The following is a 26272-nucleotide window of genomic DNA, read 5'->3' on the forward strand; positions in this document are numbered from 1 at the left end:
CCCTATCGCGTCAGTTCGCTAACTTAGGTAGACAACCGCGGCACGTACAATTACTAACGATGTCTGATGCCCGCGCGGTGGCCCCACCGATCGAACTGCCCGCCCACCCGCTGGTGGGGCAGCTTTCTGCGCTGCACCACTTCCGGATTTACGTCGACGTCGCGGTGGTCGTGGTGGTCCTCGCGCTCACCAATCTGGTGGCGCATTTCACCACGCCCTGGGCGAACGTCGTGATCGTGCCCGCCGCCGCCATCGGTCTGGTGGCGCTGATGCGCTCCCGCGGGCTGGGCTGGGCGGAACTGGGATTGGGCCGCGAGCACTGGCGCTCGGGCGCCGGGTACGCGGCCGCGGTCGCCGGGCTGGTGCTCCTGGTCATCGCCATCGGCGCCTTGCTGCCGTGGACGCGCCCGATGTTCATGAACAACCACTACGCCACGTTGTCCGGCGCCCTGATCGCCTCGATGGTCATCATCCCGTTGCAGACCGTCATCCCCGAGGAACTCGCGTTCCGCGGGGTTCTGCACGGCACCCTCGATCGCGCGTGGGGTTTCCGCGGGGTCGCGGCCGCCGGGTCGCTGCTGTTCGGCCTCTGGCATATCGCCAGTTCGTTCGGCCTGACCAGCGGCAACGTCGGCTTCTCCCGCATCCTCGGCGGTGGCGTGTTCGGCATGGTCGCCGGTGTGGTGGGCGCCGTCATCGCGACGGCCGCGGCCGGCTTCGTCTTCACCTGGTTGCGCCGGCGCAGTGGCAGCCTGATCGCGCCCATCGCGCTGCACTGGTCGCTCAACGGCATGGGCGCGCTGGCCGCCGCGTTGGTCTGGCACGCGTCCACCTGACCGCGGCAGACCTGACCTCGGCGGCCGGCGCCCCTGCCGGCTAGGACTTCTTCCCGGCTAGGACTTCTTCGTCACCAGGCCGACGATCCACAGCAGGATCACCGAGCCCAGCACTGCGGTGAACAGCGTGAACCACCAACCCCCACCTGCGGTGTCGACGAAGAAGCTGAGCAGAAAACCACCGATGAGCGCACCGACGATGCCGATCACGATGTTCATCAGGATGCCGGAGCCACCGCCCTTGACGATCTTTCCGGCTATCCAGCCGGCGATGGCACCGATGATGATGTAGCCGATCCAACCGACGCTCGTCTGCGTCGTCGAGCGAGCAAGAAATTCCGTAGCGGCCAGCATGTCCATGAGCGAACTCCTGCCTGTAAACCCTTGTCGGGCGACGCCCGGCCCCAATGCCGGGCTGCCTTCTGGTCTACCGGGGTCCGGTAACGATCGTGCCCGCCAAACGGGCACGATCGTTCATCGTCACAGACCTGGGGGTAACTAGGCCGGCAGCATCCCGGGCGCGGTGTTCGGGTCGACCGGCACCGGCACCCCGACACCCGGACGGGCGGGAGGCGCATTCGGATCCGGCGGCGGAGCGTTCGGGTCCGGGGGCGTGTTCGGGTCGGCCGGCGGCGGCGGGGGCGGAGCCGGCGGAGTCCACGGCCGGATCGACTCGGCCAGCGCCACCGCGGCGCCCTGGTCGACCGGGTTGTTGGCGGTGCCGAGCCACACCACGAACCAGCGCTCCGGCGCCCGGCTGCCCCGTGCGGCACCGGCCGCCGGCGCACCGACCACACCGGCCCAGATCTGACCGGTGGGCTTGTCGGTATCGGTGAACTTGACCTCGTAGTAGGACGCGGAGCCGGTGAGATCACCCGCGCTCAGCGGCGTGGTCTGCTGGCCGAGCCGGGTCCCCGGGAACGGCATGAAGAACTCGCCCATATCGGACGCGAGCCGGGCTGCAGCCTTGGCGTTGTCGGCCTCGGATCCGGCGAACAGCTTGAGGTCCAGACGCCCCAGCAGGACGCTGGTGTCGCTGGGCGACTGCTCGGTACCGGGCGGCGGGATCTTGGTCAGCAGCGCCTGGCCGTAGGACAGCTGGGTGGCGTCGGCCACCTTCCATCCCTCGGGCAGCAGATAGCTGAACCCACCCGGGGCGTTGTTGACCCGGCCGGGTTCCGGCTCGGGCGCGGGCGGCTCGGCGGCAGCATTCGGATCGGGTGCCGGCGCGTTCGGGTCGACGGGCGGAGCATTGGGATCCGGCGGCGGCGCGTTCGGGTCCGCGGGCGGCGGGGGCGGAACGCCCGGCGGCAGCGGGTCGGCCGGCGGCGCCGGATCGACCGGAGGAGCCGGCGCGACGGGCTCACCCGGCAGCGCCGGGGCGGGCGGGGCCGGCTCGACGGGCGCGGGTGCGGGCGGCACCGGCTCCGCGTACGACACGGCGACCGGAAGCGTCAGGGCCGCCCCGGAGGCAACCGCGGCAGCCGCCGCTACCGCCGCAAGCCTCGTCGAGAGTCGCCTGCGGTGTGAGTCATTCACGTCCGACTGATCCATGGGGAAGAAAATACCGTGTTACAGCCGTGACGCAAGTGTGAGTTGCTCTTAGAGTGCACAGCGGCGATGTTGCTGAGCTACACATACGCCGACGCAGTTAGCTGTAGCACCAATTGCTGAGTTTGCCGCCCACGACGGAGCGCACCGGTGACGCTCGGGTGCGCCGCGCGGACCGCCGGTGGGGGTTCTGCACTGCACGTCGCCGCCGGTCCGCCAGACGTTACGAGGGCCGCCGCTTCCGGACCGCCGCTCTGGCGCGTCGAATTTCGTCACGTAGCTACCGTCCAGTAACATAATCGCAACGCGCTGGCTTCAGCGTCGACCAAGGAGGTTCCATGGAGATGCTCGTCACCGGCGGCGATACCGAACTCGGTCGCGCCATCGCCAGTGGATTCCGGGACGCGGGCCACAACGTGGTGATCGCAGGATCCCAGCGCGCCGAGCTCGAAGTGGCCGCCAAGGAACTCGACGTCCGGTACGTCGTCTTCGACACCAACGACACCGCCACCCTCGACACGGCGCGCAGTGCGTTCCCGCAGCACCTCGACGGCATCGTCAACGTGCCCGCACCGCGCTGGGACGCCGGCGACCCGCGCACCCACACGCTGGCCGACCGGGCCGCGACGTGGCGCCACGCGCTCGACACCACCGTGCTGTCGGCGGTGCTGACGACCGCGGTCCTCGGCGACCAGCTGAGCTCCGGCGGATCGATCATCAACGTCGTGCCGACCAACCCCGCCGAGGGCAGCGCCGACGCCGCCATCAAGGCCGCCCTGGCGAGCTGGACGGCCGGTCAGGCCGCCCACTTCGGCATCCGTGGCATCACCATCAACCTCGTCGCGGCGGGCCGCAGCGCCGACTCCGGGTACGACGGCCTCGACCGCGGATCCGCCTCCACCGCCGACGAAATCACCCGTTTGGCACTGTTTCTCACCACGCCGGCGGCCCGGCACATCACCGGCGAGACGCTGCACGTCAGCCAGGGTGCACTCGCCAGCTTCGGCTGAGATATTCCATCGTTCGCCCCGAGCTGAAACGGGGTGGTCACGGCACCCGACTGTGGTTTCGTGACACCATGATCAAACTCGGACTTCAGATCCCGAACTTCTCCTACGGCACCGGCGTCGCCGAACTCTTCCCCACCGTGATCGCGCAGGCGCAGGAAGCCGAGCGCGCCGGCTTCGACTCGGTGTTCCTGATGGACCACTTCTACCAACTGCCCGGCCTCGGTGCGCCCGAAGAACCCATGCTGGAGGCGTACACCGCGCTCGGCGCACTGGCCACCGCCACCGAACGGGTGCAACTGGGCACGCTGGTCACCGGCAACACCTATCGAAACCCCGCCGTGCTGGCCAAGACCATCACCACCCTCGACGTGATCAGCCAGGGCCGCGCGATCCTGGGCATCGGCACCGGCTGGTTCGAGCTCGAACACGACAGCCTGGGCTTCGAATTCGGCACCTTCACCGAGCGGTTCAAGAAGCTCGACGAGGCCCTGCAGATCATCGTGCCGATGCTCAAGGGCGAACGCGTCACCGTGGACGGGACCTACTACCGCACCCAGGAAGCCTTCGCCAATCCCCGCTTCCGCGAACATGTTCCGCTGATGATCGGCGGCAGCGGCGAGAAGAAGACCATTCCGCTGGCCGCGCGGCACTTCGACCACCTCAACATCATCGCGGGCTTCGATGAGCTGCCACACAAGCTGAATGTGGTGCGCCAGCGCTGCGAGGAGATCGACCGTGACCCCGCGACCCTGGAGACCAGCATGCTGGTCGTGGCGATGATCGGCGAGCAGTACACCGCGGAGATGATCCCCGAGGACTTCAAACAGCAGGCGGTGTTCGGGACTCCCGAACAGGTCGCCGAACAGCTCAAGGAGAAGGTCTACGACGCCGGTGTCGACGGCGTGATTCTCAGTCCGGTCACCATCGGCGGATACGTACCGGGCGGCGTGACCGCCGTCGCCGAGGCGTTGAAACCGGTGATCTCGGGGTAACCCTGGACCGGAAGTGCTCTCGGGTTCGGTTGCGCCATCTCACTGCGCTGGTGAGAAGGCCACCGACTACCCTAGGGTTGTATTAACAAAGTTATTGCTGGCCTTGCTAGGAGCAGAAATGAGCCACCCCGGAGCTACGGCGTCGGATCGGCACAAGGTAGTCATCATCGGTTCGGGTTTCGGTGGGCTGAACGCCGCACAGGCGCTCAAGCGTGCCGATGTCGACATCAAGTTGATCGCCCGCACCACCCACCACCTGTTCCAGCCGCTGCTGTACCAAGTGGCCACCGGCATCATCTCCGAGGGTGAGATCGCGCCGCCGACCCGGCTGATCCTGCGCAAGCAACGCAACGCGCAGGTGCTGCTGGGCGACGTCACCCACATCGACCTGGAGAACCAGACGGTCGATTCGATCCTGCTCGGGCACACCTACAGCACCCCGTACGACACGTTGATCCTGGCCGCCGGTGCCGGCCAGTCCTACTTCGGCAACGACCACTTCGCCGAGTGGGCGCCGGGTATGAAGAGCATCGACGACGCCCTGGAACTGCGTGGCCGCATCCTGGGGGCCTTCGAGCAGGCCGAGCGCTCCAGCGATCCGGTACGCCGCAAGAAGCTGCTGACCTTCGTCGTCGTCGGTGCCGGTCCCACCGGTGTCGAGATGGCCGGCCAGATCCAGGAACTGTCCGACCAGACCCTCAAGGGCAGCTTCCGGCACATCGACCCCACCGAGGCGCACGTCATCCTGCTCGACGCCGCACCGGCGGTTCTCCCCCCGATGGGCGAGAAGCTCGGCCGCAAGGCCCAAGAGCGGCTGGAGAAGATGGGCGTGGAGATCCAGCTGAACGCCATGGTCACCGACGTCGACCGCAACGGCATCACCGTCAAGGACAAGGACGGCAGCCTGCGCCGTATCGAGTCGGCCTGCAAGGTGTGGTCGGCCGGCGTGCAGGCCAGCCCGCTCGGCAAGGATCTGGCCGCCCAGTCCGAAACCCAGATCGACCGGGCCGGTCGCGTCATCGTCAACCCGGACCTGTCGATCCCGGGCCACCCGAACGTCTTCGTGGTCGGCGATATGGCCTTCGTCGAAGGTGTGCCGGGCATGGCGCAGGGCGCCATTCAGGGCGGCAAGTACGTCGCCGCGATCGTCAAGAACGAGGCGGCCGCCCGCGCGCACGGCACCAAGCCCAAGCCGCGGGTCCCGTTCAAGTACTTCGACAAGGGCTCGATGGCCACGGTGTCGAAGTGGAACGCGGTGGCCAAGGTCGGCAAGCTCGAGTTCGGTGGCTTCATCGCCTGGCTCGCCTGGCTGGGCCTGCACCTGATCTACCTGGTCGGCTTCAAGACCAAGATCGCCACGCTGCTGTCGTGGACGGTGACGTTCCTGAGCCGTCAGCGCGGTCAGCTCACCATCACCGAGCAGCAGGCGTACGCCCGGACCAGGATCGAGGAACTCCAGGAGATCGCGGCGGCGGTGCAGGAGGGCGAGAAGGCGGCGAGTTAGCCGCCCAACCGTTGTCCCTGCCAGGTCGACAGGCTGCCGCCGCCGGCCAGTTCCAGCAGTGTGCCTGCCCCGTCGAAAGTAATTTCGGGGTAACGCAATTCACTGATACACGCCATCGGCCTGCCGAGTTCGTCGTCGGCGACCGATCCGGCGCCCAACTCGACACGGTGCCGCAGCAAGGGCCTGCCTGCCACGTCCGCGTGCAATGCCGAGGTCCAGAACCCCTGGTGCTCACCGGTTCTGCCGATCTGCACACTCTCCCGTACCCGCGCGGCGCCGGACTCCCCCACCCGCACCCGGGTGCTGGTGTGGTGGCGGGCATCGGCGGCGACGACGGTGGGCTGCGGATCGACATCGAGCTCGCCATCCACCTCCAGGTCCCACGTGCTGTGCGATTCCGTGCAGCCCGCGCCGGGTAGCACCAGGGTGGCCGCCACGGTGCGGACCCGCAGCCGGGCGCCGGCCTCGACGATGATCCGCACCGAGATGACGTCGCCGCCGAGTGGGGTGGCTGCCGCGGAGAGCAGGTGCACCGTGTCGGATTCCGTTCGGCGCGCGGCCAATCCGCCCGTGCATTCGATGCGCGGGCCGCGGCCGGGCCGGGCCACCAGCAGGACGTCCGAACGCATGTCTACTCGCCGCTGGAAACCGGTACCCGAAGCTGCTCGCGCACCCACTGCAGGACGGGCGTGGCGGCTGGGTCGTCGGTCAGCGAGATGAGCACGAACGGCCGGTCCCCGCGCACCGTGGTGGAGTCCCGGCGCATGACGTCGAGGTCCGCACCGACCAGCGGGGCGAGGTCGGTCTTGTTGATCACCAACAGATCCGAGAAGGTGACCCCGGGGCCGCCCTTGCGTGGCACCTTGTCGCCGCCGGCCACGTCGACCACGAAGATCTGGACATCGATCAGACCCGAGGAGAATGTCGCGGTCAGATTGTCCCCGCCGGATTCGACCAGGATGAGATCCAGGCCGGGGTTGCCCGCGATCAGATCATCGATGGCGTCCAGGTTGGCGGTGATGTCGTCACGGATGGCCGTGTGCGGGCACCCACCGGTCTGCACGGCGGCGATGCGCTCATCGGGCAGCACCGCATGCCTGCGCAGGAAGTCGGCGTCCTCGGTGGTGTAGATGTCGTTGGTGAGCACCGCCAGCGAGATCTCGTCGCGCAACTGGCGGCACAGCGCGGCCACCAGCGCGGTCTTGCCCGAGCCGACCGGCCCGCCCACTCCGATGCGCAGCGGCTCCCCGGGTTGACGCACCCGCTTGGGCCGGTCGTGGTGGGTGTGCGGCTCACCGTCTATGAAATGTGGTGGCATGTCAGGACCTTTCGTTCAGGAGACAAAGAGTGGCCGCTCGCGGGCGGCGTGATGCTCGGCCAGCACGTCGAGCAGCGGGTCGGACAGATCTGCGAGTTCCTCGACCGCGACCGCCGCGGTCTGCTCGCACAGCGGGGCCAGTTCGAAGGTCAGTGCCGCCACGTCGGCGGGGTCGAGTGCGAGCAACCGTTGCGCGGCGGTCGCCGAGCCGGTCATGGTGGTGTACACCAGCGACAGCGCGGTGTGTTCGGGCGCCACCGCGCCGGCGGTCCCGACCACACCGGCCGCCACCGCGAGATGCGGCCTGGTGCCGAGTGCACTCCAGGGGTGCTGCGGCCACACCCTTTTCGCCAACCGCAGCAGCCCGCGCCCCTGCGCGCGGGAGGCCGCGCGGCCCGCCGGTGACGGTGTGCGGGCGTCGGTTTCGGCGTCAGCGGCCTCGACGGTCAGCACGCCGGTCTGCACCGCCGCCGCCAACGAGGCTGTCACCAATCCCTGGCAGCGGATCCGCCTGCGCAGGTAGGCCCGCAGGGTGGGAACGTCGAGGACCAGCCCACTGGTGATGGCCTCCTCGACGCCACCGGAATGCACGTGCCCGCCGGTCGGCAGCCGGGAGTCGGCCAGGGTGAGCAGGGTGGCCAGGGACGTGGGCGACGCGGGGTTCAGCCCGGGCGAGCGAAGAGTCGAAGCCATCAGAACAAGAAATAGCGCTGCGCCATCGGCAGTTCGGCGGCGGGCTGTTCGGTCCACACGTCACCGTCGATGCGCACGGTGAACGTGTCGGGGTCGACCTCGATACGCGGCATCGCATCGTTGAGCGGCATCTGCGCCTTCCCGACCCGGCGGACATTGCGGACCGGCACCAGCTTTCGCCGGATGTCCAGGCGTTGTGCCAGGCCGTCCTCGATCGCAGCCGGCGCCACGAAGTGCACCGACGTGGCTGCCGCCGCGGCAGGCGCGGCGCCGAACATCGGGCGCGGCAGCACCGGCTGCGGGGTCGGGATGGAGGCGTTGGCGTCACCCATGGCCGCCCAGGCGATCATGCCGCCCTTGACCACCGCGTGCGGACGCACCCCGAAGAACGCCGGCTCCCACAGCACCAGGTCGGCGAGCTTGCCGACCTCCACCGAACCGATCTCACCGTCCAGGCCGTGGGCCACCGCCGGGCAGATGGTGTACTTCGCGACGTAGCGGCGGGCCCGGTTGTTGTCGGCCGCACCGTCGCCGGGCAGCGCACCGCGGCGGCGCTTCATGACGTGTGCGGTCTGCCAGGTACGCAGCACCACCTCCCCGATCCGGCCCATCGCCTGGGCATCGCTGCCGATCATCGAGATGGCCCCGATGTCGTGCAGCAGGTCCTCGGCGGCGATCGTCGACGGCCGGATGCGGCTCTCGGCGAACGCGAGATCCTCGGGGATGCGCGGGTTGAGGTGGTGGCACACCATCAACATGTCGAGGTGCTCGTCGAGGGTGTTCACGGTGTGTGGCCGGGTCGGGTTGGTGGAACTCGGCAGCACATTCGGTTCCCCGGCGACCGTGATGATGTCGGGTGCGTGCCCGCCACCGGCGCCCTCGGTGTGATAGGCGTGGATGGACCGGCCCTTCACCGCGGCCAGGGTGTCCTCCACGAATCCCATCTCGTTGAGGGTGTCGGTGTGGATGTTGGCCTGCACGCCGGCGGCGTCGGCGACCGTCAGGCAGGCATCGATGGCCGCCGGTGTGGTGCCCCAGTCCTCGTGCAGTTTGAATCCCGCTGCGCCACCGCGTAGTTGCTCCCACATGGCCTCGGCGCTGACCGTGTTGCCCTTGCCCAGCAGCGCCACGTTCAGTGGCCAGGAGTCCAGGGATTCCAGCATGCGCGCCAGATGCCAGGAACCCGGTGTCACCGTGGTGGCCTTGCTGCCCTCGGCCGGGCCGGTGCCGCCGGCGATGATGGTGGTGATGCCGCCGCCCAGGGCTTCCTCCATGATCTGCGGGCAGATCAGGTGCACGTGGCAGTCGATGGCGCCGGCGGTGACGATGCGCCCGTTGCCCGCGATGATCTCGGTGGACGGCCCGACCACCAGATCCGGATGCACCCCGGACATGATGTCGGGATTGCCGGCCTTGCCGATGGCCACGATGCGGCCGTCCCGGATCCCGATATCGGCCTTGATGATTCCCCAGTAGTCGATGATGACCGCGCCGGTGATCACGGTGTCCGGCGCGCCGTCGGCCCGGGTCGCCCGGGCTTGGCCCATGGACTCGCGGAGCACCTTGCCGCCACCGAAGACCGCCTCGTCGCCCGCCAATCCCGGTCCGCCGCTGCGATCCTCGGTGATCTCGACGAACAGATCGGTGTCGGCCAGCCTGATCCGGTCACCGGTGGTGGGACCGTACAGCGCGGCGTAGCGATCGCGGGAGAGTGCGCTCACAGGGGCGGATCCATTCTGCCGGGCGGGTTCAGGGACAAACCGTGGACCTCACGTGTCCCGCCGAGCGGGACCAGTGAAACCTGCTGGGCGATACCGGGTTCGAAGCGCACGGCCGTTCCGGCCGGGATGTCGAGCCGGTACCCGCGGGCGGTCTCGCGGTCGAAATCCAATGCGGAGTTGGCCTGCGGCAGATGCACGTGGCTGCCCACCTGCACCGGCCGGTCGCCGGTGTTGACCACATCGACCGAGATGCGCGGCGCCCCTTCGTTGAGGCCGATATCGCCGTCGCCGAACACATACTCACCGGGGATCATGCGCGATCCGCCTCCGGATTCTCGCTGGGAATCATGGCGCCACTCTCACGGGATCGGATGGTGCACGGTCACGAGCTTGGTGCCGTCCGGGAACGTCGCCTCCACCTGGACGTCGTGCAGCATCTCCGGAATGCCCTCCATGACCTGTTCGCGGGTCAGTACCTCACGGCCGCTCACCATCAACTCGGCCACGCTGCGCCCATCCCGGGCGCCCTCCAGGATGTGGTCGGTGATCAGCGCGACCGCCTCCGGATGATTCAGGGTGAGACCGCGTGCCTGCCGACGGCGCGCGAGTTCGGCAGCATAGGAAATGAGTAACCGCTCTTGTTCATGCGGCGATAAACGCATAGTGGGCGATCCTGCCACGCCTCGGGCGAGTCAGCAGCGCTGCGCGAGTATCGGCGATATCACGCCGCGATGTTCTGCAACCGCACCTGACCGCGGGCCACCGTGCGGCCGTCCTCGTCGCTGATGGTGATCAGCCACAGCTGCTGGCGGCGGCCGCGGTGGATCGGCGTCGACACCGCGGTCACCACGCCGGATTTGATGGCACGCAGAAAGTCGGTGTTGTTGTTCACACCGACGACGGTGCCGCCGCCGTTCTCCATGAGCCACGAGTGCCCGGAGACACTGGCGAGGCTTTCCACGATCGCGCAGTAGACCCCGCCGTGCACGATGCCGAACGGCTGCTTGACCTTGTCGGTGATGATCAGCTGGGCGCGTCCCCCGTCGGGAGTCACGTCCAGGTATTGCAGTCCCAGTTCTCTGTCGAAGCCGGCGCCGAGGCCGGGCGGCACGGAAGAAGTCACGAGTTCAGTGTCTACACCGTCGGGCGCCGGTGCGGGCCTCCGGGAATGCGGAAGGGCCCCACGCGCAATGCGTGGGGCCCTTCCTTCGAGTGGACCGGGGGTCTCTGCAGCCCTCAGGACTCCGGCTCGGTCCGTTGGCCTCGCCGTTTCAGGATAGGCAAGGCTTGCCTAATTTAGCAAGGCTTTCGCGGCACCGATCCTGCTCGCGCCGCGCACCGGCAGACCGAAGCCCACCAACGCGTCGAGGATCGCCTGCCCCCGGCACATGCTGGTCAGTTCGCTGGAGCCGGCGAGCAGGGGTACCTGCGTCGAGGCGCCGACGACGGCCGCACCGACGATGTTCCACATGGCCGCGATGGCAATGGCGCCGTCACTGACCTGGTAGAGCTTCGCGAACAGCGGGGCCAGCGCCCGGTGGCTGCGGTGCGCGACCCAGGTGGCCAACGCCGCCTCGCTCGGCAGCGCCACGATCCCGTCACGCCGGGTGCGCACCGTGCCCACCGTGGAGCGCGAGGCCAGATGCGGATCGTCGGGCAGCGCCCGCAGGGTCGGATCCACCACCCCGACCCAGTCGATGGCGCCTTCGGAGTCCACGTGCACCCACAGATTCTCCAGGCCGGTGTCCCACGCGCGCCCTTCCAGCGCGACCAGCGGCACCACCCGTCCGATCACGACGTGCGCCAGCGTCGCCGCCAACTGCTGGGCGACCGCGGCAGGACTGTCGGTCTCGGCGACGCCGGCATCGAACATCGCCTGCAGACGATCGGTCGTCATCACCTCCACCAGCGGCCACCACCGCCGCCGGGACAGATCCCCCATCACCGCCACGCCGTACACCCGCGGGCATTCCGGGTAGAGCTCGCGCAGACGCCTGCTCGAATCGTGCAGCGGCAGCGCCCGCCTAATCGACATGCGTGCGATCAGCGGATCCTCGATCACGACCGTCATCAGCACCTCCTTCTCGGTTAGGTTAGCCTTACTATAGTCATCCGGATCGCCGGGGCCAGCTCCTGTGACTGGACTCACAGGAGCCGAGGAAAAAGGCCGTGACCGGCACAGGAAGGCACAACACCGGGCAATCACCCGGAAGTGCAGGTGGGATACGACGCACGGTAGTAAGCGCGTAGTACGCTGAATCCATTGCTCAGGGGAGTGAACGAAACATGGCCAAATTGACGCGGCTCGGGGAACTCGAGCGCGAAGTGATGGACCACCTCTGGACTTCGCCCGAACCGCAGACGGTTCGGCAGGTCCACGAGGCCCTTGCTGCGCGCCGCGACCTTGCCTACACGACGATCATGACGGTCCTGCAGCGGCTGGCGAAGAAGAATCTGGTGGTCCAGCACCGCGACGACCGCGCACATCGCTACGCACCCACCCACGGCCGCGACGAGCTGGTCGCCGGACTGATGGTGGATGCCCTCGACCAGGCCGCGGACTCCGGTAGCCGCGAGGCCGCGCTGGTGCATTTCGTCGAGCGAGTCGGCGCCGACGAGGCCGACGCGCTACGCCGCGCCCTGGCCGAACTGGAATCCAAGCACCGCATGACCCCACCGGCTGGTAATTCAGGTACCCCCTGAGGGAGACTAGCGGCGTGTCCGCGCTGGCCTTCTGCATCGTGGCGCTGGTGCTGGTCGGCCCGGTGCCCGCGCTTCTCGCTCGCGCGTCATGGCCGCTGCGGGCGCCCCGCGCGGCCATCGTGCTCTGGCAGGCGATCGCACTGGCAGCCGTCCTCTCGGCGTTCTCCGCAGGCATCGCCATCGCCAGCCGGCTGTTCGTGCCCGGCCCGGACGGCCGCCCCACCGCCACCCTGACCAGCGAAATCGCCGTCCTCGGCTGGCCGCTGTGGACGCTCTACGTCATCGTCTTCGCGCTCACACTGATGATCGGCGCCCGGCTGATCGTGGCCGTCCTGCAGGTCGCCGTGGCCACCCGCCGACGGCGCGCCCGCCACCGGATGGTCGTCGACCTGGTCGGCATGTCGCGCGACGCGGTCCCGACTCCGGTCCGGCGCCCCAGCGGTCTGCGGATCCTGGGCGTCGCCCAGCCGATGGCCTACTGCCTGCCCGGCGTCCGCAGCAGCCGGGTCGTGGTCAGCGAGGGAGCCCTCACCACGCTGTCCGAGGCCGAGATCGCGGCCATCCTCACCCATGAGCATGCCCACCTGCGCGCCCGGCACGACCTTGTGCTGGAGATGTTCACCACCGTCCATACCGCGTTTCCCCGGTTCGTCCGCAGCGGCAGCGCGCTCGACGCCGTCCGCCTGCTGATCGAGCTGCTCGCCGACGACGCCGCGGTCCGGGTCGCCGGTCCGACCCCGCTGGCCCGCGCCTTGGTCGCCTGCGCCGGCGGGCACACTCCGTCGGGCGCATTGGCCGCCGGCGGGCCGACAACCGTGGTGCGGGTGCAACGCCTGTGTGGCGAAGGCAATAGTCTTTCCCTGGCAGTGGCGGCCTACACCGCCGCCGCCGCGATCCTGGTAGTCCCCACGGTGGCCCTGGCAGTTCCCTGGCTCACCGAGTTGCACCGCTTGTTCAGTCATTAGGGCTGATGCCCTGAGCCGGCGGCGATTAACCCGACGTCTGACGATTCGAAAGGCTCCCGCATGACCAATTCGGGCAATACCGGCAAGGCACAGATCGGGGTCACCGGCCTCGCGGTCATGGGGTCCAACATCGCGCGGAACTTCGCCCGGCACGGTTACACCGTTGCGCTGCACAATCGCTCGGTGGCCAAGACCGACGCGCTGCTGGCCGAGCACGGCTCCGAGGGCAACTTCATCCGCAGCGAGACCATCGCCGAGTTCCTGGACGCGCTGGAGAAGCCGCGCCGGGTGCTGATCATGGTGAAGGCCGGGGACCCGACCGACGCCGTCATCAACGAACTCGCCGACGCAATGGACGAAGGCGACATCATCATCGACGGCGGCAACGCCCTCTACACCGACACCATCCGCCGGGAGAAGGCGATCCGCGAACGCGGCCTGCACTTCGTCGGCGCCGGCATCTCCGGTGGCGAGGAGGGCGCGCTCAACGGCCCGTCGATCATGCCCGGCGGCCCCGCCGAGTCCTATAAGTCCCTCGGCCCGCTGCTCGAAGAGATCTCCGCGCACGTCGACGGCGTGCCCTGCTGCACCCACATCGGGCCCGACGGCGCCGGACACTTCGTCAAGATGGTGCACAACGGCATCGAGTACTCCGACATGCAGCTCATCGGCGAGGCCTACCAACTGCTGCGCGACGCCCTCGGCCTGGACGCCGGCCAGATCGCCGACGTGTTCACCGAGTGGAACGCCGGTGACCTGGACAGCTACCTGGTCGAGATCACCGCCGAGGTGCTGCGCCAGGTCGACGCCAAGACCGGCAAGCCGCTGGTCGACGTCATCGTCGACGAGGCCGAACAGAAGGGCACCGGCCGCTGGACGGTCAAGTCCGCGCTCGACCTGGGTGTCCCGGTGACCGGCATCGCCGAGGCGGTGTTCGCCCGCGCGCTGTCCGGCTCGGTCGCCCAGCGCAAGGCCACCACCGGCCTGGCCTCCGGCCGGCTCGGCGACAAGCCAACGGATGCAAAGGCTTTCATCGAGGATGTACGCAAGGCGCTGTACGCCTCGAAGATCATCGCCTACGCGCAGGGCTTCAACCAGATCCAGGCCGGCTCGGCCGAGTACGACTGGAACGTCGCCCCCGGCGACCTCGCCACCATCTGGCGCGGCGGCTGCATCATCCGGGCCAAGTTCCTCAACCGGATCAAGGAAGCCTTCGACGCGGAACCCGATCTGGCCACCCTGATCGCCGCGCCGTACTTCCGCGACGCGGTCGAGTCCGGGGTGGACGGCTGGCGCCGGGTCGTGGTGACCGCCACCGAACTCGGTATCCCGGTGCCCGGGTTCTCGTCCTCGCTGTCCTACTACGACGCGCTGCGCACCGAGCGGCTGCCCGCCGCTCTCACCCAGGGTCTGCGGGACTTCTTCGGGGCGCACACCTACGGCCGCATCGACACCCCCGGCGGGCAGAAGTTCCACACCCTGTGGAGCGGCGACCGCAGCGAGGTCGAGGCCTAGCCTCCGGAGCCCGTTCGCGATGTCACCCTGACAGCGGAACCACGTACATGTGTCCATGACGGTGCTGTCAGGGTGACATTGCGCTGCGCACACCCCCACTAGACTCGTAGCCGATGAGATTTCTCGAGGGCCACAACCCGCCGTACGACCTGACCTACAACGACGTCTTCGTCGTGCCGGGGCGCTCCGATGTGGCGTCGCGGTTCGACGTCGACCTGTCCACCGTCGACGGCTCGGGCACCACCATCCCGGTGGTGGTGGCCAACATGACCGCGGTCGCCGGCCGCCGGATGGCCGAGACGGTCGCCCGCCGCGGCGGCATCGTGGTGCTACCGCAGGATCTGCCGCTGTCGGTGGTGTCCCACACCGTCGACTTTGTGAAGAGCCGCGACCTGGTGGTCGACACCCCGGTGATGCTGGCGCCCGACGATTCGGTCTCCGACGCGATGGCGCTGATCCACAAACGCGCCCACGGGGCGGCCGTGGTGGTGTTCGAGGGACGACCGATCGGCGTCGTCACCGAGGCCGCCTGCGCCGGGGTGGACCGCTTCGCCCGGGTCCGTGACATCGCCATCGGCGATTTCATCACCGCGCCGGTGGGCACCGATCCGCGCAAGGTGTTCGACCTGCTCGAGCACGCACCGGTGGACATCGCGGTGCTGACCGACGGCAAGGGCGAACTGGCCGGTGTGCTCACCCGCACCGGAGCGATCCGGGCCGGCATCTACACCCCGGCGGTGGACGCCGCGGGCAAGCTGCGGATCGCCGCCGCCGTCGGCATCAACGGCGACGTCGGCGCCAAGGCCCGCGGCCTCGCCGAGGCCGGGGTCGATCTGCTCGTCATCGACACCGCACACGGACACCAGACCAAGATGCTCGACACCATCGCCACGGTCGCCTCCCTGGAGTTGGGCCTGCCGATCGCCGCGGGCAACGTGGTCTCGGCCGAGGGCACCCGCGACCTGATCGGCGCGGGCGCGTCCATCGTCAAGGTCGGCGTCGGTCCCGGCGCCATGTGCACCACCCGGATGATGACCGGCGTGGGTCGGCCCCAGTTCTCCGCTGTCGTCGAATGTGCCGCCGCGGCAAAGGAACTCGGGGGTCACGTGTGGGCCGACGGCGGGGTGCGTCATCCCCGCGACGTGGCGCTGGCACTGGCTGCCGGTGCGTCGAACGTGATGATCGGCTCCTGGTTCGCCGGCACCTACGAGTCCCCCGGCGACCTGCTGCGCGACCGCGACGGGCTGCCCTTCAAGGAGAGCTACGGGATGGCCTCCAAACGGGCGGTGGCCGCCCGCACCGCCGCGGACAGCGCCTTCGACCGGGCCCGCAAGGCGCTGTTCGAAGAGGGCATCTCCAGCTCACGGATGAATCTGGACGCGGCGCGCGGAGGGGTGGAGGACCTGATCGACCACATCACCTCCGGGGTGCGCAGCACCTGCACCTACGTCGGTGCGGCCACCCTTCCCGAACTGCACGAGAAGGCGGTGCTGGGCGTGCAGTCGGCCGCCGGGTTCGCCGAGGGACATCCGCTGCCGACGGGTTGGTGACGGTCACACCGCGCGGCACGGCCGCGGGCTCCCCCGGCCAGCACCGCCACATCCCGCCCGCAAAGCCGCTACAACACCCTGCGGCAAAGCCGCTACGATATAGCGCATCAACGACGCATCGCGTCGCCCGAACAGAAAGGAATCCCGTGCCACAGGCACCCGTGGAAGCCCACGGATCAACGTCGGGCTTCGGGATTCCGGCCGGGTCCCCCAGCTCGGAACCCTCCGACGCCGAGCCGTCCAGTAGGCGGCCGGGCGCCCGGCCCGGCAGCCATCCGGTGAGGTGGCGATGAGCCTCACCATGACCATCCTCAGCCTGCTCGCGTTCATTCTCCTGACCGCGGGAACCGCGCTGTTCGTGGCGGCCGAGTTCTCGCTGACCGCGCTGGAGCGCAGCACCGTCGAAGCCAACGCCCGGGCCGGCGGACGGCGCGATCAGTTCGTGAGCAAGGCGCACCGCTCGTTGTCGTTCCAGCTGTCCGGGGCGCAGATCGGCATCTCGATCACCACCCTGGCCACCGGTTACCTGGCCGAACCCGTGGTGGCCCGGCTGCTCTACGGGCCGCTGACGGCGCTGCGCATCCCGGCCGATTGGGTCAGCCCGATCGCACTGGTGCTCGCGCTGCTGATCGCCACCTCGGTGTCGATGATCTTCGGCGAACTGGTACCCAAGAACCTGGCCGTCGCCCGACCGCTGCCGACCGCCCGGGCCGCCGCCGCTCCGCAGTGGTACTTCTCGAAACTGTTCACCCCGGTCATCAAGGCCACCAACGGCACCGCCAACTGGATCCTGCGCCAGATGGGCATCGAACCTGCCGAGGAACTGCGTTCGGCCCGCTCACCACAGGAACTGGTGTCCCTGGTGCGCAACTCGGCGCGCAGCGGGTCGCTGGACGCCGACACCGCCGTGCTGGTGAACCGCTCCCTGCAGTTCGGTGACCGGTCCGCCGAGGAGCTGATGACCCCGCGCTCCAAGATCGAATCGCTGGAGATCGAGGACACCGTCGCCGACCTGATGGCCGCCGCCATGCGCACCGGTCACTCGCGCTTCCCGATCGTCGACGGCGATCTCGACCAGACCGTCGGCATGGTGCACGTCAAGCAGGTGTTCGAGATCCCCACCGAGCGCCGCGCCACCACCAAACTCTCCCGGCTGGCCGTGCCGGTACCGACGGTACCGTCCACCCTCGACGGCGACTCGGTGATGACGCAGATCCGCGGCAACGGAATCCAGACCGCCATGGTGGTCGACGAATACGGCGGCACCGCGGGCATGGTCACCTTCGAGGACCTGATCGAGGAGATCGTCGGCGATGTCCGCGACGAACACGACGACGCCACACCGGACGTGGTGCAGAGCCGCTCCGGCTGGCAGGTGTCGGGGTTGCTGCGCATCGACGAGGTCGACTCCGAGACACCGTTCCGCGCCCCCGAAGGGGATTACGAGACCATCGGCGGGCTGGTGCTGGAGAAGCTCGGGCACATCCCCGAGGAAGGCGAAACGGTGGAATTGACCGAGTTCGACCCGGATCATCCGGGCGACGAACCGGTGCACTGGCAGGCCCGCATCCTGAAGATGGACGGCCGCCGCATCGACCTGCTGGAGCTCGTCAAGACCGAAGGACGCTCCGAATTCGAGGGTCCCGATGGGCGGTGATCTGTTGGCGGTCGCCCTGACCGTCCTGCTGCTCGGGGCCAACGCGTTCTTCGTCGGCGCGGAATTCGCGCTGATCTCCGCCCGCCGGGACCGCCTCGAAGCGCTCGCCGAACAGGGCAAGAAACGCGCGGTCACGGTGATGCGCGCGGCGGAGCACCTGTCGCTGATGCTGGCCGGCGCGCAACTGGGCATCACCATCTGTTCGATCCTGCTGGGCCGGGTCGGTGAGCCCGCTGTTGCGCACCTGCTGGAGAAACCGTTCGCGCTGCTCGGGGTCGGCGATGCGGTGCTGCACACCGTGTCGTTCATCGTCGCGCTCGCGGTCGTGGTGACCCTGCACGTGCTGCTGGGCGAGATGGTGCCCAAGAACATCGCCATCGCCGGCCCGGAGACCACCGCGATGCTGCTGGTCCCGCCGTACCTGGTGTACATCCGCGCGGTCCGCCCGCTCATCGCGTTCTACAACTGGGCCGCCAACTCCACCCTGCGGGCGTTGCGGGTGGAACCCAAGGACGAGCTCGACATCACGGTGTCGACCGTCGAACTGTCCGAGATGATCGCCGAATCGCTGTCGGAGGGCCTGCTCGACCGCGAGGAGCACACCCGGCTGACCCGGGCCCTGCAGATCCGTGATCGCACGGTGGCCGACCTGGCGATCCCGTTGGACCAGATCCGCGCCGTCCCGGCCTCGGTGGACGGGTCCGGCCCGACCCTGGCCGCGGTCGAGCAGGCGCTGTCCGAGACCGGGTATTCCCGGTTCCCGGTGACCGACGCCGGCGGTGCCTACATCGGGTATCTGCACATCAAGGACGTTCTCGAGGTGATCGACGAGTCGCCGACCGTGCTGGACGCGGCGATAGTGCGGCCCCTGATCCGGCTATCGTCCACCCTGCCGCTGCCCGACGCGTTGACCCGGTTGCGGCGCAACAAGAGTCACCTGGCCCTGGTGACCGACGGCGGGTCGGTCACCGCGATGGTGACCCTGGAGGATCTGGTGGAGGACCTGGTCGGCACGGTGCGCGACGGGACGCACCGGATCTGATGACGGCGCCGTCGGTGTCGGTGCTCGGGCAGGCGCAATGGTCGGCCCGCGAGTCCGCACACCAGCAGCGGGTGGCGGGTTTCCTCACCCCGCACCTGCAGCGGGCCCAGCGCGGCGAGGCCCACCCGGTGTGGGATTTCCTGTTCACCTACTACAGCCTGCGGCCCCGCCAGTTGCGTCGCTGGCACCCCGGCTTCGGGGTGGGTCTGCAGGGCCCGGACGCCGGGCGTTTCCTCACCCGCACCGGCTATCGGCGCACCGAGGACACGGTGACCGTGACGGCCGAACTGCTGGAGTCACGCCGCGATACGGTCACGTTCATCGCCGAACTGCTGGCCGGTACCGCGGACCGGCCCGCCCGTTTCAACTGTTTCGGGTTACACGAGTGGGCGATGGTGTACCGCGCACCCGCGGTGCGCCACGGCCAGGTGCCGCTGCGGCTCGGATCCGCGGGCACCGATGCCGTCGTCGACTCGATGCCGCTGCGGTGCAGCCACTTCGACGCGTTCCGGTTCTTCACGCCGTCGGCCGCCCCGCTCAACGCCGACCAGCTGCGCCGTGACACCCAGACCCGGCACGAGCAGCCCGGCTGCATCCATGCCGGGATGGATCTCTACAAGTGGGCCTACAAGTTGGGGCCCTTGGTGCGCTCCGAGCTGGTGATGGACTGCCTGGAGCTGGCCGCCGAGGCCCGCGCGATCGACATGCGGGCCAGCCCGTACAATTTGACCGCCTACGGTTTCGCTCCGATCACCATCGAGACGGCCGACGGCCGCGCGGAATATGTGCGGGCCCAACAGGGCCTCGCCAGACGTGCCGCACCGCTACGAGCGGAGCTGGCGCGGCATTGTGAGTATCTTCTTCGCTCCCGGCGGACAGCTCAGGCACCAAGTCATGGCTAGTTACCGATGGGTAAACTAGATCGACAGCTATGGGAGGAAACATGACCGAGCGCGTTACGGTGGGCAACCTGCGGGTCGCCAAGGTGCTGCACGACTTCATCACGACCGAAGCGTTGCCCGGCACCGGCCTGGACCCCGACAGCTTCTGGGCAGGCGTGGACAAGGTCGTCACCGACCTCACCCCACAGAATCAGGAACTGCTGGCCCGCCGCGACGAGCTGCAGGCCCAGATCGACCGCTGGCACCGGGCGCGGGTCATCGGCCCCCTGGACGCGGACGAATACAAGCAGTTCCTGACCGACATCGGCTACCTGGCCCCCGAGCCCGCCGACTTCACCATCACCACCTCCGGCGTCGATGACGAGATCACCAGCACCGCGGGCCCGCAGCTGGTGGTGCCGATCCTCAATGCCCGCTTCGCCCTGAACGCCGCCAACGCGCGCTGGGGATCGCTGTATGACGCGCTGTACGGCACCGACGTGATCTCCGAAGCGGACGGCGCGGAGAAGGGCACCGGCTACAACCGGGTGCGCGGCGACAAGGTCATCGCCTACGCCCGCAACTTCCTCGACGAGGCGGTGCCGCTGGCGTCGGGATCCTGGGCCGACGTCACCGAGATCAAGATCTCCGACGGCGCGCTGACCTTGAGCGTTGACTCCTCGGGGGAGCCCTCGTCGGCGCGTCTGGCCGATCCGAGCGCCTTCGTCGGTTACACCGGCGAGCTCGGCGACTCCGCCTGGTCGGTGCTGCTCAAGCACAACGGCCTGCACATCGAGATCCTCATCGACCCCGAGTCGCCCATCGGCTCGACCGACAAGGCCGGCGTCAAGGACGTCGTGCTGGAGTCCGCGATCACCACGATCATGGACTTCGAGGACTCGGTTGCCGCGGTCGATGCCGAAGACAAGGTGCTCGGCTACCGCAACTGGCTGGGGCTCAACCGCGGCGACCTCTCCGAAGAGGTTGCCAAGGGCGGCAAGTCGTTCACCCGGGTGCTCAGCCCGGACCGCACCTTCACCCGCCCAGACGGCGAGGGTGAGTTGACACTGCCCGGCCGCAGTCTGCTGTTCGTCCGCAACGTGGGCCACCTGATGACCAACGACGCCATCGTTTTCAGCGCCGACGGTGAGGACGGCCCGGAGGTCCCCGAGGGCATCCAGGACGCCCTGTTCACCTCGCTGATCGCCATGCACGGCCTCAAGACCGGCGCCGACAACGACGGCGCGAACGGCCCCTACGCCAACAGCCGCACCGGCTCGGTCTACATCGTGAAGCCCAAGATGCACGGCCCCGACGAGGTCGCGTTCACCTGCGAGCTGTTCAGCCGGGTCGAGGACGTCCTCGGCCTGCCGCAGGGCACCCTCAAGGTCGGCATCATGGACGAGGAACGGCGCACCACGCTCAACCTCAAGGCGTGCATCAAGGCCGCCGCCGACCGCGTCGTGTTCATCAACACCGGCTTCCTGGACCGCACCGGCGACGAGATCCACACGTCGATGGAGGCCGGCCCGATGATCCGCAAGGGCGCCATGAAGAGCCAGCCCTGGATCAAGGCCTACGAGGACGCCAACGTCGACATCGGCCTGGCCGCCGGGCTGTCCGGGCGCGCCCAGATCGGTAAGGGCATGTGGGCGATGACCGACCTGATGGCCGACATGGTCGAGCAGAAGATCGGCCAGCCACGCGCCGGCGCCACCACCGCGTGGGTGCCCTCGCCGACCGCCGCCACCCTGCACGCCATGCACTACCACCAGGTCGACGTGTACGCGGTGCAGGCCGAGCTGGCCGGCAAGCAGCGGTACCGCCTCGAGGATCTGCTGACCATTCCGCTGGCCGGCGAACTGGCCTGGTCGCCCGACGAGATCCACGAAGAGGTCGACAACAACTGCCAGTCCATCCTGGGCTACGTGGTGCGCTGGGTCGACGCCGGTGTCGGCTGCTCGAAGGTGCCCGACATCCACAACGTCGCCCTGATGGAGGACCGCGCCACGCTGCGCATCTCCAGTCAGCTGCTGGCCAACTGGCTGCACCACGGCGTCATCACCGAAGGCGATGTGAAGGCCAGCCTGCGCCGGATGGCCGCGATCGTCGACCAGCAGAACGCCGGTGACGCCGACTACCTGCCGATGGCCACCGACCCGGAGGCCAGCATCGCGTTCCAGGCCGCCCAGGAGCTGATCCTGTCCGGCGCCCAGCAGCCCAGCGGATACACCGAGCCGATCCTGCATCGGCGTCGGCGGGAGTTCAAGGCGCGCGCCGCAAGCCAGTGACTAGACTTCGGCGGGGCATGCGACACGACGAGCTAAGAGGGTAGGGATGGGCAGGCACAGCATTCCCGACCCAGACGACGCCGACGACCGGGGCGGGAACGGAACCGAGCCGTACCGGCCCGAGCCCGATCGGGAGTCAGCGGCCGACCACGGGTCTACCACCGGCGATGAACCGGCCGGAGACAGCGCGTCGGAATTCGGCGACTTCGGATACCAGACCGATGATTACCGTTCCGACGACGACTACCGCGCCGACGAATACGGGACCGACGACTACCGGGCCGACGACTACCGGGCCGACGACTACGACGAGCCGGCCCCGGCTCCGCGCGGCTTCCCAGCCGTGGCCGACGAGGACCAGCCGACCCAGGCGTTCTCGGTCACCGGCCGTCAGCGCGCCTTCGACAACGGCGAGTGGACCGGTTCGCACCGCGCGGTGACGACCGGTCGCCGCAAGGTCAGCCCGCTGGTCATCGCCGCCTTGGTCACCGTGGTCGTCGTGGTCGGCGCGGTGATCCTGTGGCGCTTCTTCGGTGACGCGCTGTCCAACCGCAGTCAGGCCTCCGCCGATCGCTGCGTCGAGGGCGAGATGACCGTCTCGGTGATCGCCGACCCGGCGATCGCCGATCACGTGACGACGCTGGCCGAGCAGTACAGCAAGGACGCCGATCCGGTCGGTGACCGCTGCGTGAAGGTCGCGGTCCAGGCTGCCGACTCCGCTGCGGTGATCAACGGATTCACCGAAACCTGGCCGGGGGATCTCGGTGAGCGGCCGGCGATGTGGATCCCGGCCAGCTCGGTCTCCGAGGCACGGCTGGAGTCCGTCGACGACAAGGCCATCATCGACAGCCGGCCGCTGGTCAGCACCCCTGTGGTGGTGGCCGCCCGGCCCGAGCTCAAAGAAGCGCTGGCCCAGCAGAACTGGTCGACGTTGCCGGGACTGCAGAGCAATCCTGCCGGGCTCGACGGGCTGAACCTGCCGGGCTGGGGCGGACTGCGCCTGGCGCTGCCGCTCACCGGCGACTCCGATGCCAGTTTCCTGGCCGCCGAAGCGGTGGCCGCGGCCTCCGCACCGGCCGGGGCCCCGCCGTCCGACGGCGCCGGGGCCGCGCAGCGGCTGTTCGGAGGCCAGCCCGAGTTGGCCGACACCGCGGCCGACACCGCGCTGGACACCCTGATCAACGCCGCCGACCCGGCGACCGCCCCGGTCCACGCCGTCGTCACCACCGAGCAGAAACTGGTCCAGCGGGCCGCCGACCTGCCGGACGCCGGTGCGAAGCTCAGCGCGTGGATTCCGCCGGGACCGGCCGCCGTCGCCGATTTCCCCGGGGTGCTGCTCAGCGGCGACTGGTTGTCCAAGGAACAGGTCAGCGCGGCCAGCGAGTTCGACCGCTACCTGCGTAAGCCCGAGCAACTCGCGAAGCTGGCCGAGGCCGGATTCCGGGCCGAGGGCACAACCCCGCCGAGCAGCCCGGTCACCGATTTCCCGCAACTGGCGCAACGGCTGTCGTTCGGCGATGCCGCGTCCCGTGCCGCCCTGGCGACCCGGTTGACGGCGCCTGCCCGGGACGGCGCGGTCACCGTGGTGCTGAATCAGTCGATGCCCGTCGACGAGGGCGGCCGCAGCCGGCTGAGCAATGTGACCACCGCACTGAACGACCGGCTGCAGGTGCTGCCGCCGTCCACGTCGGTGGGGCTGTGGACGTTCGACGGGGTGGCCGGCCGCTCGGTGACCACCACCGGGCCGCTCGGCGACGATGCGCGGTCGGCGGCGCTCAGTTCCAGCCTGCAGGGGCAGACCGCATCCGGTGGCGGGGCGGTGTCGTTCACCACCCTGCGACTGGTCTACGGCGAGGCGGTGACGAACTTCCGTGAGGGCGTACCCAATTCGGTGCTGGTGATCACCTCCGGCCCGCACACCGACCGCAGCCTGGACGGCCCCGGGTTGGTGTCCTACATCCAGGGCGCGGTGGACGAGCAGCGCCCGGTCGCGGTGAACGTCATCAACCTCGGTGACGACCCGGACCGCGCGACGTGGGAAGCCGTGGCCCAGGCCAGCGGCGGCGAGTACCGCAGCGTGCCGAACTCGGCGGACCCCGCGCTCGCCGACGCGGTGGCGGAACTGCTGGGTTAGTCGCAGTTACGCGGTCGCGGTGGCGCACTCCTGTGGGGCGCGCCAAGCGCGCGGCAGCGCCACCGCGAGGCCGATCACGCCGAGGATCACCGGAACCAGCAGCGCCGCCCGGTACGAGTCGAGTTGACCGGCGCCGGCCGCCGTCGCCGCCACCTGGACCGCGGTGGTCGCGGCCAGCCCGATCGCGGCCCCGAACTGGAATGTCGTGTAGAGCAGCCCGCTGGTCAGTCCCTGCGCGGACTCCTCGACACCGTCGGTCGCGGCGATCGTCAGCGGCCCGTAGGCCAGGGTGAACGCGATGCCGAGCGCCAGCAGGCTGGGCAGCATGCTCAGATACACCCAGTCCCGTTCCACGCCGAGGAACAGCAGGAAGGACAGCGCCGCGCAGGCCATTCCGGCCGCGATGACGCGCCACAGCCCGAAGCGGCGCACCAGGATCGGGGTGAGCGTGGGCGCCAGGATCGCGTCGATCGCGACGACCAGCAAGGCCAGTGCGGTGGACAGCGCCGACCAACCCCGCAGCTCCTGCAGGTAGAGCACGATGATGAACTGGAAGCCCATGAAGCCGGCGGCCAGACAGCCCGCCCCGAGGTAGGCGTTGACCTGCGGGCCCGACCGCAGCAGAGCCAGCGGCACCAACGGATCGGCGGCGGCGCGCTGCCGGGCGCCGAATCCGACGAACGACACCAGCGCGATCAGACCGAGCCACACCGAGCCGAGAACCGTTCCGTGGGCGGCATTCTCGATGGCCGTCACGGTGAGCACCACGGCCCCGGTGACGAGCACCGCACCGGGCAGGTCGAGGGACCGGCGGGCGGTGACCTCGTCGCGCGGGATCAGCGGGAGTGCCAGCAGCAGCACGGCCGAGGCCAGCACGACCGGGGCGAAGAACACCCACCGCCAGCCGAACGAGGTGAGCAGGCCGCCCGCGACGAGTCCGAGCGAGAATCCGGCCGCACCGAGACCGGCGTAGATGAGTACGGCCCGGTCCCGTTGCGGGCCTTCGGGAAAGCTCGTGGTGATGATCGCGAGCCCGGCCGGCATCAGGAAGGCCGCGGCGATACCGGTGAGGACCCGGACCCCGATGACGGTGGCGCCGTTGGGGGCGATGCCGCCCAGCGCCGACACCCCGATGAAGATGACCAGTGCGGTCAGGAAGACCCGCCGCCGCCCGTAGACGTCGGCGGTACGGCCACCGAGCAGCATGAATCCGCCGTAGCCGATCACGTATCCACTGACGATCCACTGCAATTCGACGGTCGGCAGGTCGAGCGCCCGCCGGATGGTGGGCAACGCGATGTTGAACATCGCGATGTCGATGCCTTCCAGGAACGCCGCCCCACACAGCGCCGCGAGCAGCAGCGCCGCGCGGAGTCTGGAGGTCGACTTCACATCGGTAGCGCCCATATGCCCACCTTCAGTTCCTATTGGTAACTGACCACATCATCAGGCACCATGGAGCCGTGGCGGAAGAAGGCACTTTGAAGTCAGTCGGTACCTCGCAGGGAACCGACTGCTGCCCGGATGCCTTCCAGTGGGACCGGCGGGAGGACTGCGAGGTCCGGCAGATCCTCGACCGGATCGCCGACAAGTGGTCGCTGCTCATCATCGCCCTGCTCGACGACGGCTCCCTGCGGTTCACCGAGCTCAAGCGTCGGATCGACGGGGTCAGCCAGCGCATGCTGACCGTGACGCTGCGCCAGCTCGAGCGCGACGGGCTGGTCCGGCGCACCGTGCACCCGGTCGTCCCGCCCCGGGTCGACTACGAGCTCACCGAACTGGGCCGCACCCTGCACGAGACCGTGCAAACGCTGGTCCGTTGGACCGAGGCGCACCAAGGCGATATCGCCGCAGCGCGCCGGCGCTTCGACGAGGCCAACGCACCGTCGGACCGGGGCTGACCCGCGGC

At 69.0% G+C, this 26272-nt stretch carries 25 protein-coding genes; 14 read left to right on the plus strand and 11 right to left on the minus strand.

Annotated features, from left to right (window positions below; genetic code table 11):
- The first annotated feature begins 59 nt into the window (after nucleotides 1-59).
- Nucleotides 60-836, plus strand: coding sequence for a CPBP family intramembrane glutamic endopeptidase (locus K0O62_RS16090; protein WP_073859723.1), 777 nt, complete (start codon nucleotides 60-62; stop codon nucleotides 834-836).
- A gap of 57 nt (nucleotides 837-893) precedes the next feature.
- On the opposite strand, the gene K0O62_RS16095 is transcribed toward K0O62_RS16090, so the two are convergent.
- Together K0O62_RS16095 and K0O62_RS16100 are read right to left on the minus strand one after the other, a co-directional pair.
- Nucleotides 894-1196 (minus strand): GlsB/YeaQ/YmgE family stress response membrane protein, encoded by a 303-nt coding sequence (locus K0O62_RS16095; RefSeq protein WP_073859724.1) that lies wholly within the window; start codon nucleotides 1194-1196, stop codon nucleotides 894-896.
- Between the two features lie 138 nt (nucleotides 1197-1334).
- Nucleotides 1335-2390: an APA family fibronectin-binding glycoprotein gene (locus tag K0O62_RS16100; RefSeq protein ID WP_097933551.1), complete on the minus strand. Its 1056-nt coding sequence runs from the start codon at nucleotides 2388-2390 to the stop codon at nucleotides 1335-1337.
- A gap of 335 nt (nucleotides 2391-2725) precedes the next feature.
- Between K0O62_RS16100 and K0O62_RS16105 the strand changes: the two genes are divergently transcribed.
- From K0O62_RS16105 to K0O62_RS16115, 3 genes are all read left to right on the plus strand, one after another.
- Nucleotides 2726-3397: an SDR family oxidoreductase gene (locus tag K0O62_RS16105; RefSeq protein ID WP_073858097.1), complete on the plus strand. Its 672-nt coding sequence runs from the start codon at nucleotides 2726-2728 to the stop codon at nucleotides 3395-3397.
- 68 nt (nucleotides 3398-3465) lie between these two features.
- Complete coding sequence (locus K0O62_RS16110; RefSeq protein WP_073858098.1) at nucleotides 3466-4389, plus strand: LLM class F420-dependent oxidoreductase; 924 nt, start codon at nucleotides 3466-3468, stop codon at nucleotides 4387-4389.
- Nucleotides 4390-4507: 118 nt separating this feature from the next.
- Complete coding sequence (locus tag K0O62_RS16115) at nucleotides 4508-5893, plus strand: type II NADH:quinone oxidoreductase Ndh (protein ID WP_073858099.1); 1386 nt, start codon at nucleotides 4508-4510, stop codon at nucleotides 5891-5893.
- Here K0O62_RS16115 and K0O62_RS16120 read toward each other — a convergent pair.
- From K0O62_RS16120 to K0O62_RS16155, 8 genes are all read right to left on the minus strand, one after another.
- Entirely contained in the window at nucleotides 5890-6522 is a 633-nt protein-coding gene (locus K0O62_RS16120; protein ID WP_073858100.1) for an urease accessory protein UreD, read from the minus strand. The genes K0O62_RS16115 and K0O62_RS16120 overlap by 4 nt on opposite strands.
- A gap of 2 nt (nucleotides 6523-6524) precedes the next feature.
- Nucleotides 6525-7211 (minus strand): urease accessory protein UreG, encoded by a 687-nt coding sequence (gene ureG, locus K0O62_RS16125; RefSeq protein WP_073858101.1) that lies wholly within the window; start codon nucleotides 7209-7211, stop codon nucleotides 6525-6527.
- A 15-nt stretch (nucleotides 7212-7226) separates the two neighbouring features.
- A complete protein-coding gene (locus K0O62_RS16130; protein ID WP_073858102.1) occupies nucleotides 7227-7904 on the minus strand; it encodes an urease accessory protein UreF in 678 nt (225 codons plus the stop codon).
- Nucleotides 7904-9625 (minus strand): urease subunit alpha, encoded by a 1722-nt coding sequence (locus tag K0O62_RS16135; protein ID WP_073858103.1) that lies wholly within the window; start codon nucleotides 9623-9625, stop codon nucleotides 7904-7906. Before K0O62_RS16135 ends, K0O62_RS16130 begins: the two co-directional genes overlap by 1 nt.
- Nucleotides 9622-9939: an urease subunit beta gene (locus K0O62_RS16140; protein ID WP_073858104.1), complete on the minus strand. Its 318-nt coding sequence runs from the start codon at nucleotides 9937-9939 to the stop codon at nucleotides 9622-9624. Before K0O62_RS16140 ends, K0O62_RS16135 begins: the two co-directional genes overlap by 4 nt.
- Nucleotides 9940-9984: 45 nt before the next feature.
- Nucleotides 9985-10287 carry an urease subunit gamma gene (locus tag K0O62_RS16145; protein WP_073858105.1) on the minus strand — a complete coding sequence of 101 codons (303 nt, stop codon included), beginning with the start codon at nucleotides 10285-10287 and terminating at the stop codon, nucleotides 9985-9987.
- 59 nt (nucleotides 10288-10346) lie between these two features.
- A complete protein-coding gene (locus tag K0O62_RS16150) occupies nucleotides 10347-10748 on the minus strand; it encodes a PaaI family thioesterase (protein WP_073858106.1) in 402 nt (133 codons plus the stop codon).
- Nucleotides 10749-10916: 168 nt separating this feature from the next.
- Entirely contained in the window at nucleotides 10917-11696 is a 780-nt protein-coding gene (locus K0O62_RS16155) for an iron reductase (RefSeq protein WP_073858248.1), read from the minus strand.
- Between the two features lie 215 nt (nucleotides 11697-11911).
- On the opposite strand from K0O62_RS16155, the gene K0O62_RS16160 reads away from it, so the two are divergent.
- The 9 genes from K0O62_RS16160 (at nucleotide 11912) to K0O62_RS16200 (ending at nucleotide 24363) form a co-directional block, all read left to right on the plus strand.
- Nucleotides 11912-12328, plus strand: a complete 417-nt coding sequence (locus K0O62_RS16160; protein WP_073858107.1) for a BlaI/MecI/CopY family transcriptional regulator — start codon at nucleotides 11912-11914, stop codon at nucleotides 12326-12328.
- Nucleotides 12329-12342: 14 nt separating this feature from the next.
- Nucleotides 12343-13293, plus strand: coding sequence for a M56 family metallopeptidase (locus K0O62_RS16165; RefSeq protein WP_073858108.1), 951 nt, complete (start codon nucleotides 12343-12345; stop codon nucleotides 13291-13293).
- A gap of 60 nt (nucleotides 13294-13353) precedes the next feature.
- Nucleotides 13354-14808, plus strand: coding sequence for an NADP-dependent phosphogluconate dehydrogenase (gene gnd / locus K0O62_RS16170; protein WP_073858109.1), 1455 nt, complete (start codon nucleotides 13354-13356; stop codon nucleotides 14806-14808).
- Nucleotides 14809-14921: 113 nt separating this feature from the next.
- Complete coding sequence (locus K0O62_RS16175) at nucleotides 14922-16358, plus strand: GuaB1 family IMP dehydrogenase-related protein (protein WP_073858110.1); 1437 nt, start codon at nucleotides 14922-14924, stop codon at nucleotides 16356-16358.
- 289 nt (nucleotides 16359-16647) lie between these two features.
- A complete protein-coding gene (locus K0O62_RS16180) occupies nucleotides 16648-18015 on the plus strand; it encodes a hemolysin family protein (RefSeq protein ID WP_073858111.1) in 1368 nt (455 codons plus the stop codon).
- Nucleotides 18005-19057: a hemolysin family protein gene (locus K0O62_RS16185; RefSeq protein WP_073858112.1), complete on the plus strand. Its 1053-nt coding sequence runs from the start codon at nucleotides 18005-18007 to the stop codon at nucleotides 19055-19057. The genes K0O62_RS16180 and K0O62_RS16185 overlap by 11 nt, the downstream gene beginning before the upstream one ends.
- Nucleotides 19057-19959, plus strand: a complete 903-nt coding sequence (locus tag K0O62_RS16190) for a 3-methyladenine DNA glycosylase (protein WP_073858113.1) — start codon at nucleotides 19057-19059, stop codon at nucleotides 19957-19959. The genes K0O62_RS16185 and K0O62_RS16190 overlap by 1 nt, the downstream gene beginning before the upstream one ends.
- A gap of 41 nt (nucleotides 19960-20000) precedes the next feature.
- On the plus strand, nucleotides 20001-22229 hold the full coding sequence (locus tag K0O62_RS16195) for a malate synthase G (protein ID WP_073858114.1): 2229 nt from the start codon (nucleotides 20001-20003) through the stop codon (nucleotides 22227-22229).
- Nucleotides 22230-22275: 46 nt separating this feature from the next.
- A complete protein-coding gene (locus K0O62_RS16200) occupies nucleotides 22276-24363 on the plus strand; it encodes a VWA domain-containing protein (RefSeq protein ID WP_073858115.1) in 2088 nt (695 codons plus the stop codon).
- Nucleotides 24364-24369: 6 nt separating this feature from the next.
- Here K0O62_RS16200 and K0O62_RS16205 read toward each other — a convergent pair whose 3' ends face one another.
- Nucleotides 24370-25770, minus strand: coding sequence for an MFS transporter (locus K0O62_RS16205; RefSeq protein WP_073858116.1), 1401 nt, complete (start codon nucleotides 25768-25770; stop codon nucleotides 24370-24372).
- Between the two features lie 74 nt (nucleotides 25771-25844).
- On the opposite strand from K0O62_RS16205, the gene K0O62_RS16210 reads away from it, so the two are divergent.
- The gene (locus K0O62_RS16210) at nucleotides 25845-26264 is read left to right on the plus strand and encodes a winged helix-turn-helix transcriptional regulator (RefSeq protein WP_073858249.1); all 420 of its coding nucleotides are present in this window, start codon (nucleotides 25845-25847) and stop codon (nucleotides 26262-26264) included.
- Nucleotides 26265-26272 lie beyond the last annotated feature (8 nt).

Origin of the sequence: Mycolicibacterium diernhoferi, from assembly GCF_019456655.1 — a bacterium.
GTDB classification, from domain to species: Bacteria; Actinomycetota; Actinomycetes; order Mycobacteriales; family Mycobacteriaceae; genus Mycobacterium; species Mycobacterium diernhoferi.

What these genes read in the sequence shown, in the direction of transcription:
- K0O62_RS16090 (WP_073859723.1), top strand. Translation starts at nt 60, where the DNA reads ATGTCTGATGCCCGCGCGGTGGCCCCACCGATCGAACTGCCCGCCCAC.
- K0O62_RS16095 (WP_073859724.1), bottom strand. Translation starts at nt 1,196, where the DNA reads ATGGACATGCTGGCCGCTACGGAATTTCTTGCTCGCTCGACGACGCAG.
- K0O62_RS16100 (WP_097933551.1), bottom strand. Translation starts at nt 2,390, where the DNA reads ATGGATCAGTCGGACGTGAATGACTCACACCGCAGGCGACTCTCGACG.
- K0O62_RS16105 (WP_073858097.1), top strand. Translation starts at nt 2,726, where the DNA reads ATGGAGATGCTCGTCACCGGCGGCGATACCGAACTCGGTCGCGCCATC.
- K0O62_RS16110 (WP_073858098.1), top strand. Translation starts at nt 3,466, where the DNA reads ATGATCAAACTCGGACTTCAGATCCCGAACTTCTCCTACGGCACCGGC.
- K0O62_RS16115 (WP_073858099.1), top strand. Translation starts at nt 4,508, where the DNA reads ATGAGCCACCCCGGAGCTACGGCGTCGGATCGGCACAAGGTAGTCATC.
- K0O62_RS16120 (WP_073858100.1), bottom strand. Translation starts at nt 6,522, where the DNA reads ATGCGTTCGGACGTCCTGCTGGTGGCCCGGCCCGGCCGCGGCCCGCGC.
- ureG (WP_073858101.1), bottom strand. Translation starts at nt 7,211, where the DNA reads ATGCCACCACATTTCATAGACGGTGAGCCGCACACCCACCACGACCGG.
- K0O62_RS16130 (WP_073858102.1), bottom strand. Translation starts at nt 7,904, where the DNA reads ATGGCTTCGACTCTTCGCTCGCCCGGGCTGAACCCCGCGTCGCCCACG.
- K0O62_RS16140 (WP_073858104.1), bottom strand. Translation starts at nt 9,939, where the DNA reads ATGATCCCCGGTGAGTATGTGTTCGGCGACGGCGATATCGGCCTCAAC.
- K0O62_RS16145 (WP_073858105.1), bottom strand. Translation starts at nt 10,287, where the DNA reads ATGCGTTTATCGCCGCATGAACAAGAGCGGTTACTCATTTCCTATGCT.
- K0O62_RS16155 (WP_073858248.1), bottom strand. Translation starts at nt 11,696, where the DNA reads ATGACGGTCGTGATCGAGGATCCGCTGATCGCACGCATGTCGATTAGG.
- K0O62_RS16160 (WP_073858107.1), top strand. Translation starts at nt 11,912, where the DNA reads ATGGCCAAATTGACGCGGCTCGGGGAACTCGAGCGCGAAGTGATGGAC.
- gnd (WP_073858109.1), top strand. Translation starts at nt 13,354, where the DNA reads ATGACCAATTCGGGCAATACCGGCAAGGCACAGATCGGGGTCACCGGC.
- K0O62_RS16175 (WP_073858110.1), top strand. Translation starts at nt 14,922, where the DNA reads ATGAGATTTCTCGAGGGCCACAACCCGCCGTACGACCTGACCTACAAC.
- K0O62_RS16180 (WP_073858111.1), top strand. Translation starts at nt 16,648, where the DNA reads ATGAGCCTCACCATGACCATCCTCAGCCTGCTCGCGTTCATTCTCCTG.
- K0O62_RS16185 (WP_073858112.1), top strand. Translation starts at nt 18,005, where the DNA reads ATGGGCGGTGATCTGTTGGCGGTCGCCCTGACCGTCCTGCTGCTCGGG.
- K0O62_RS16190 (WP_073858113.1), top strand. Translation starts at nt 19,057, where the DNA reads ATGACGGCGCCGTCGGTGTCGGTGCTCGGGCAGGCGCAATGGTCGGCC.
- K0O62_RS16195 (WP_073858114.1), top strand. Translation starts at nt 20,001, where the DNA reads ATGACCGAGCGCGTTACGGTGGGCAACCTGCGGGTCGCCAAGGTGCTG.
- K0O62_RS16200 (WP_073858115.1), top strand. Translation starts at nt 22,276, where the DNA reads ATGGGCAGGCACAGCATTCCCGACCCAGACGACGCCGACGACCGGGGC.
- K0O62_RS16205 (WP_073858116.1), bottom strand. Translation starts at nt 25,770, where the DNA reads ATGGGCGCTACCGATGTGAAGTCGACCTCCAGACTCCGCGCGGCGCTG.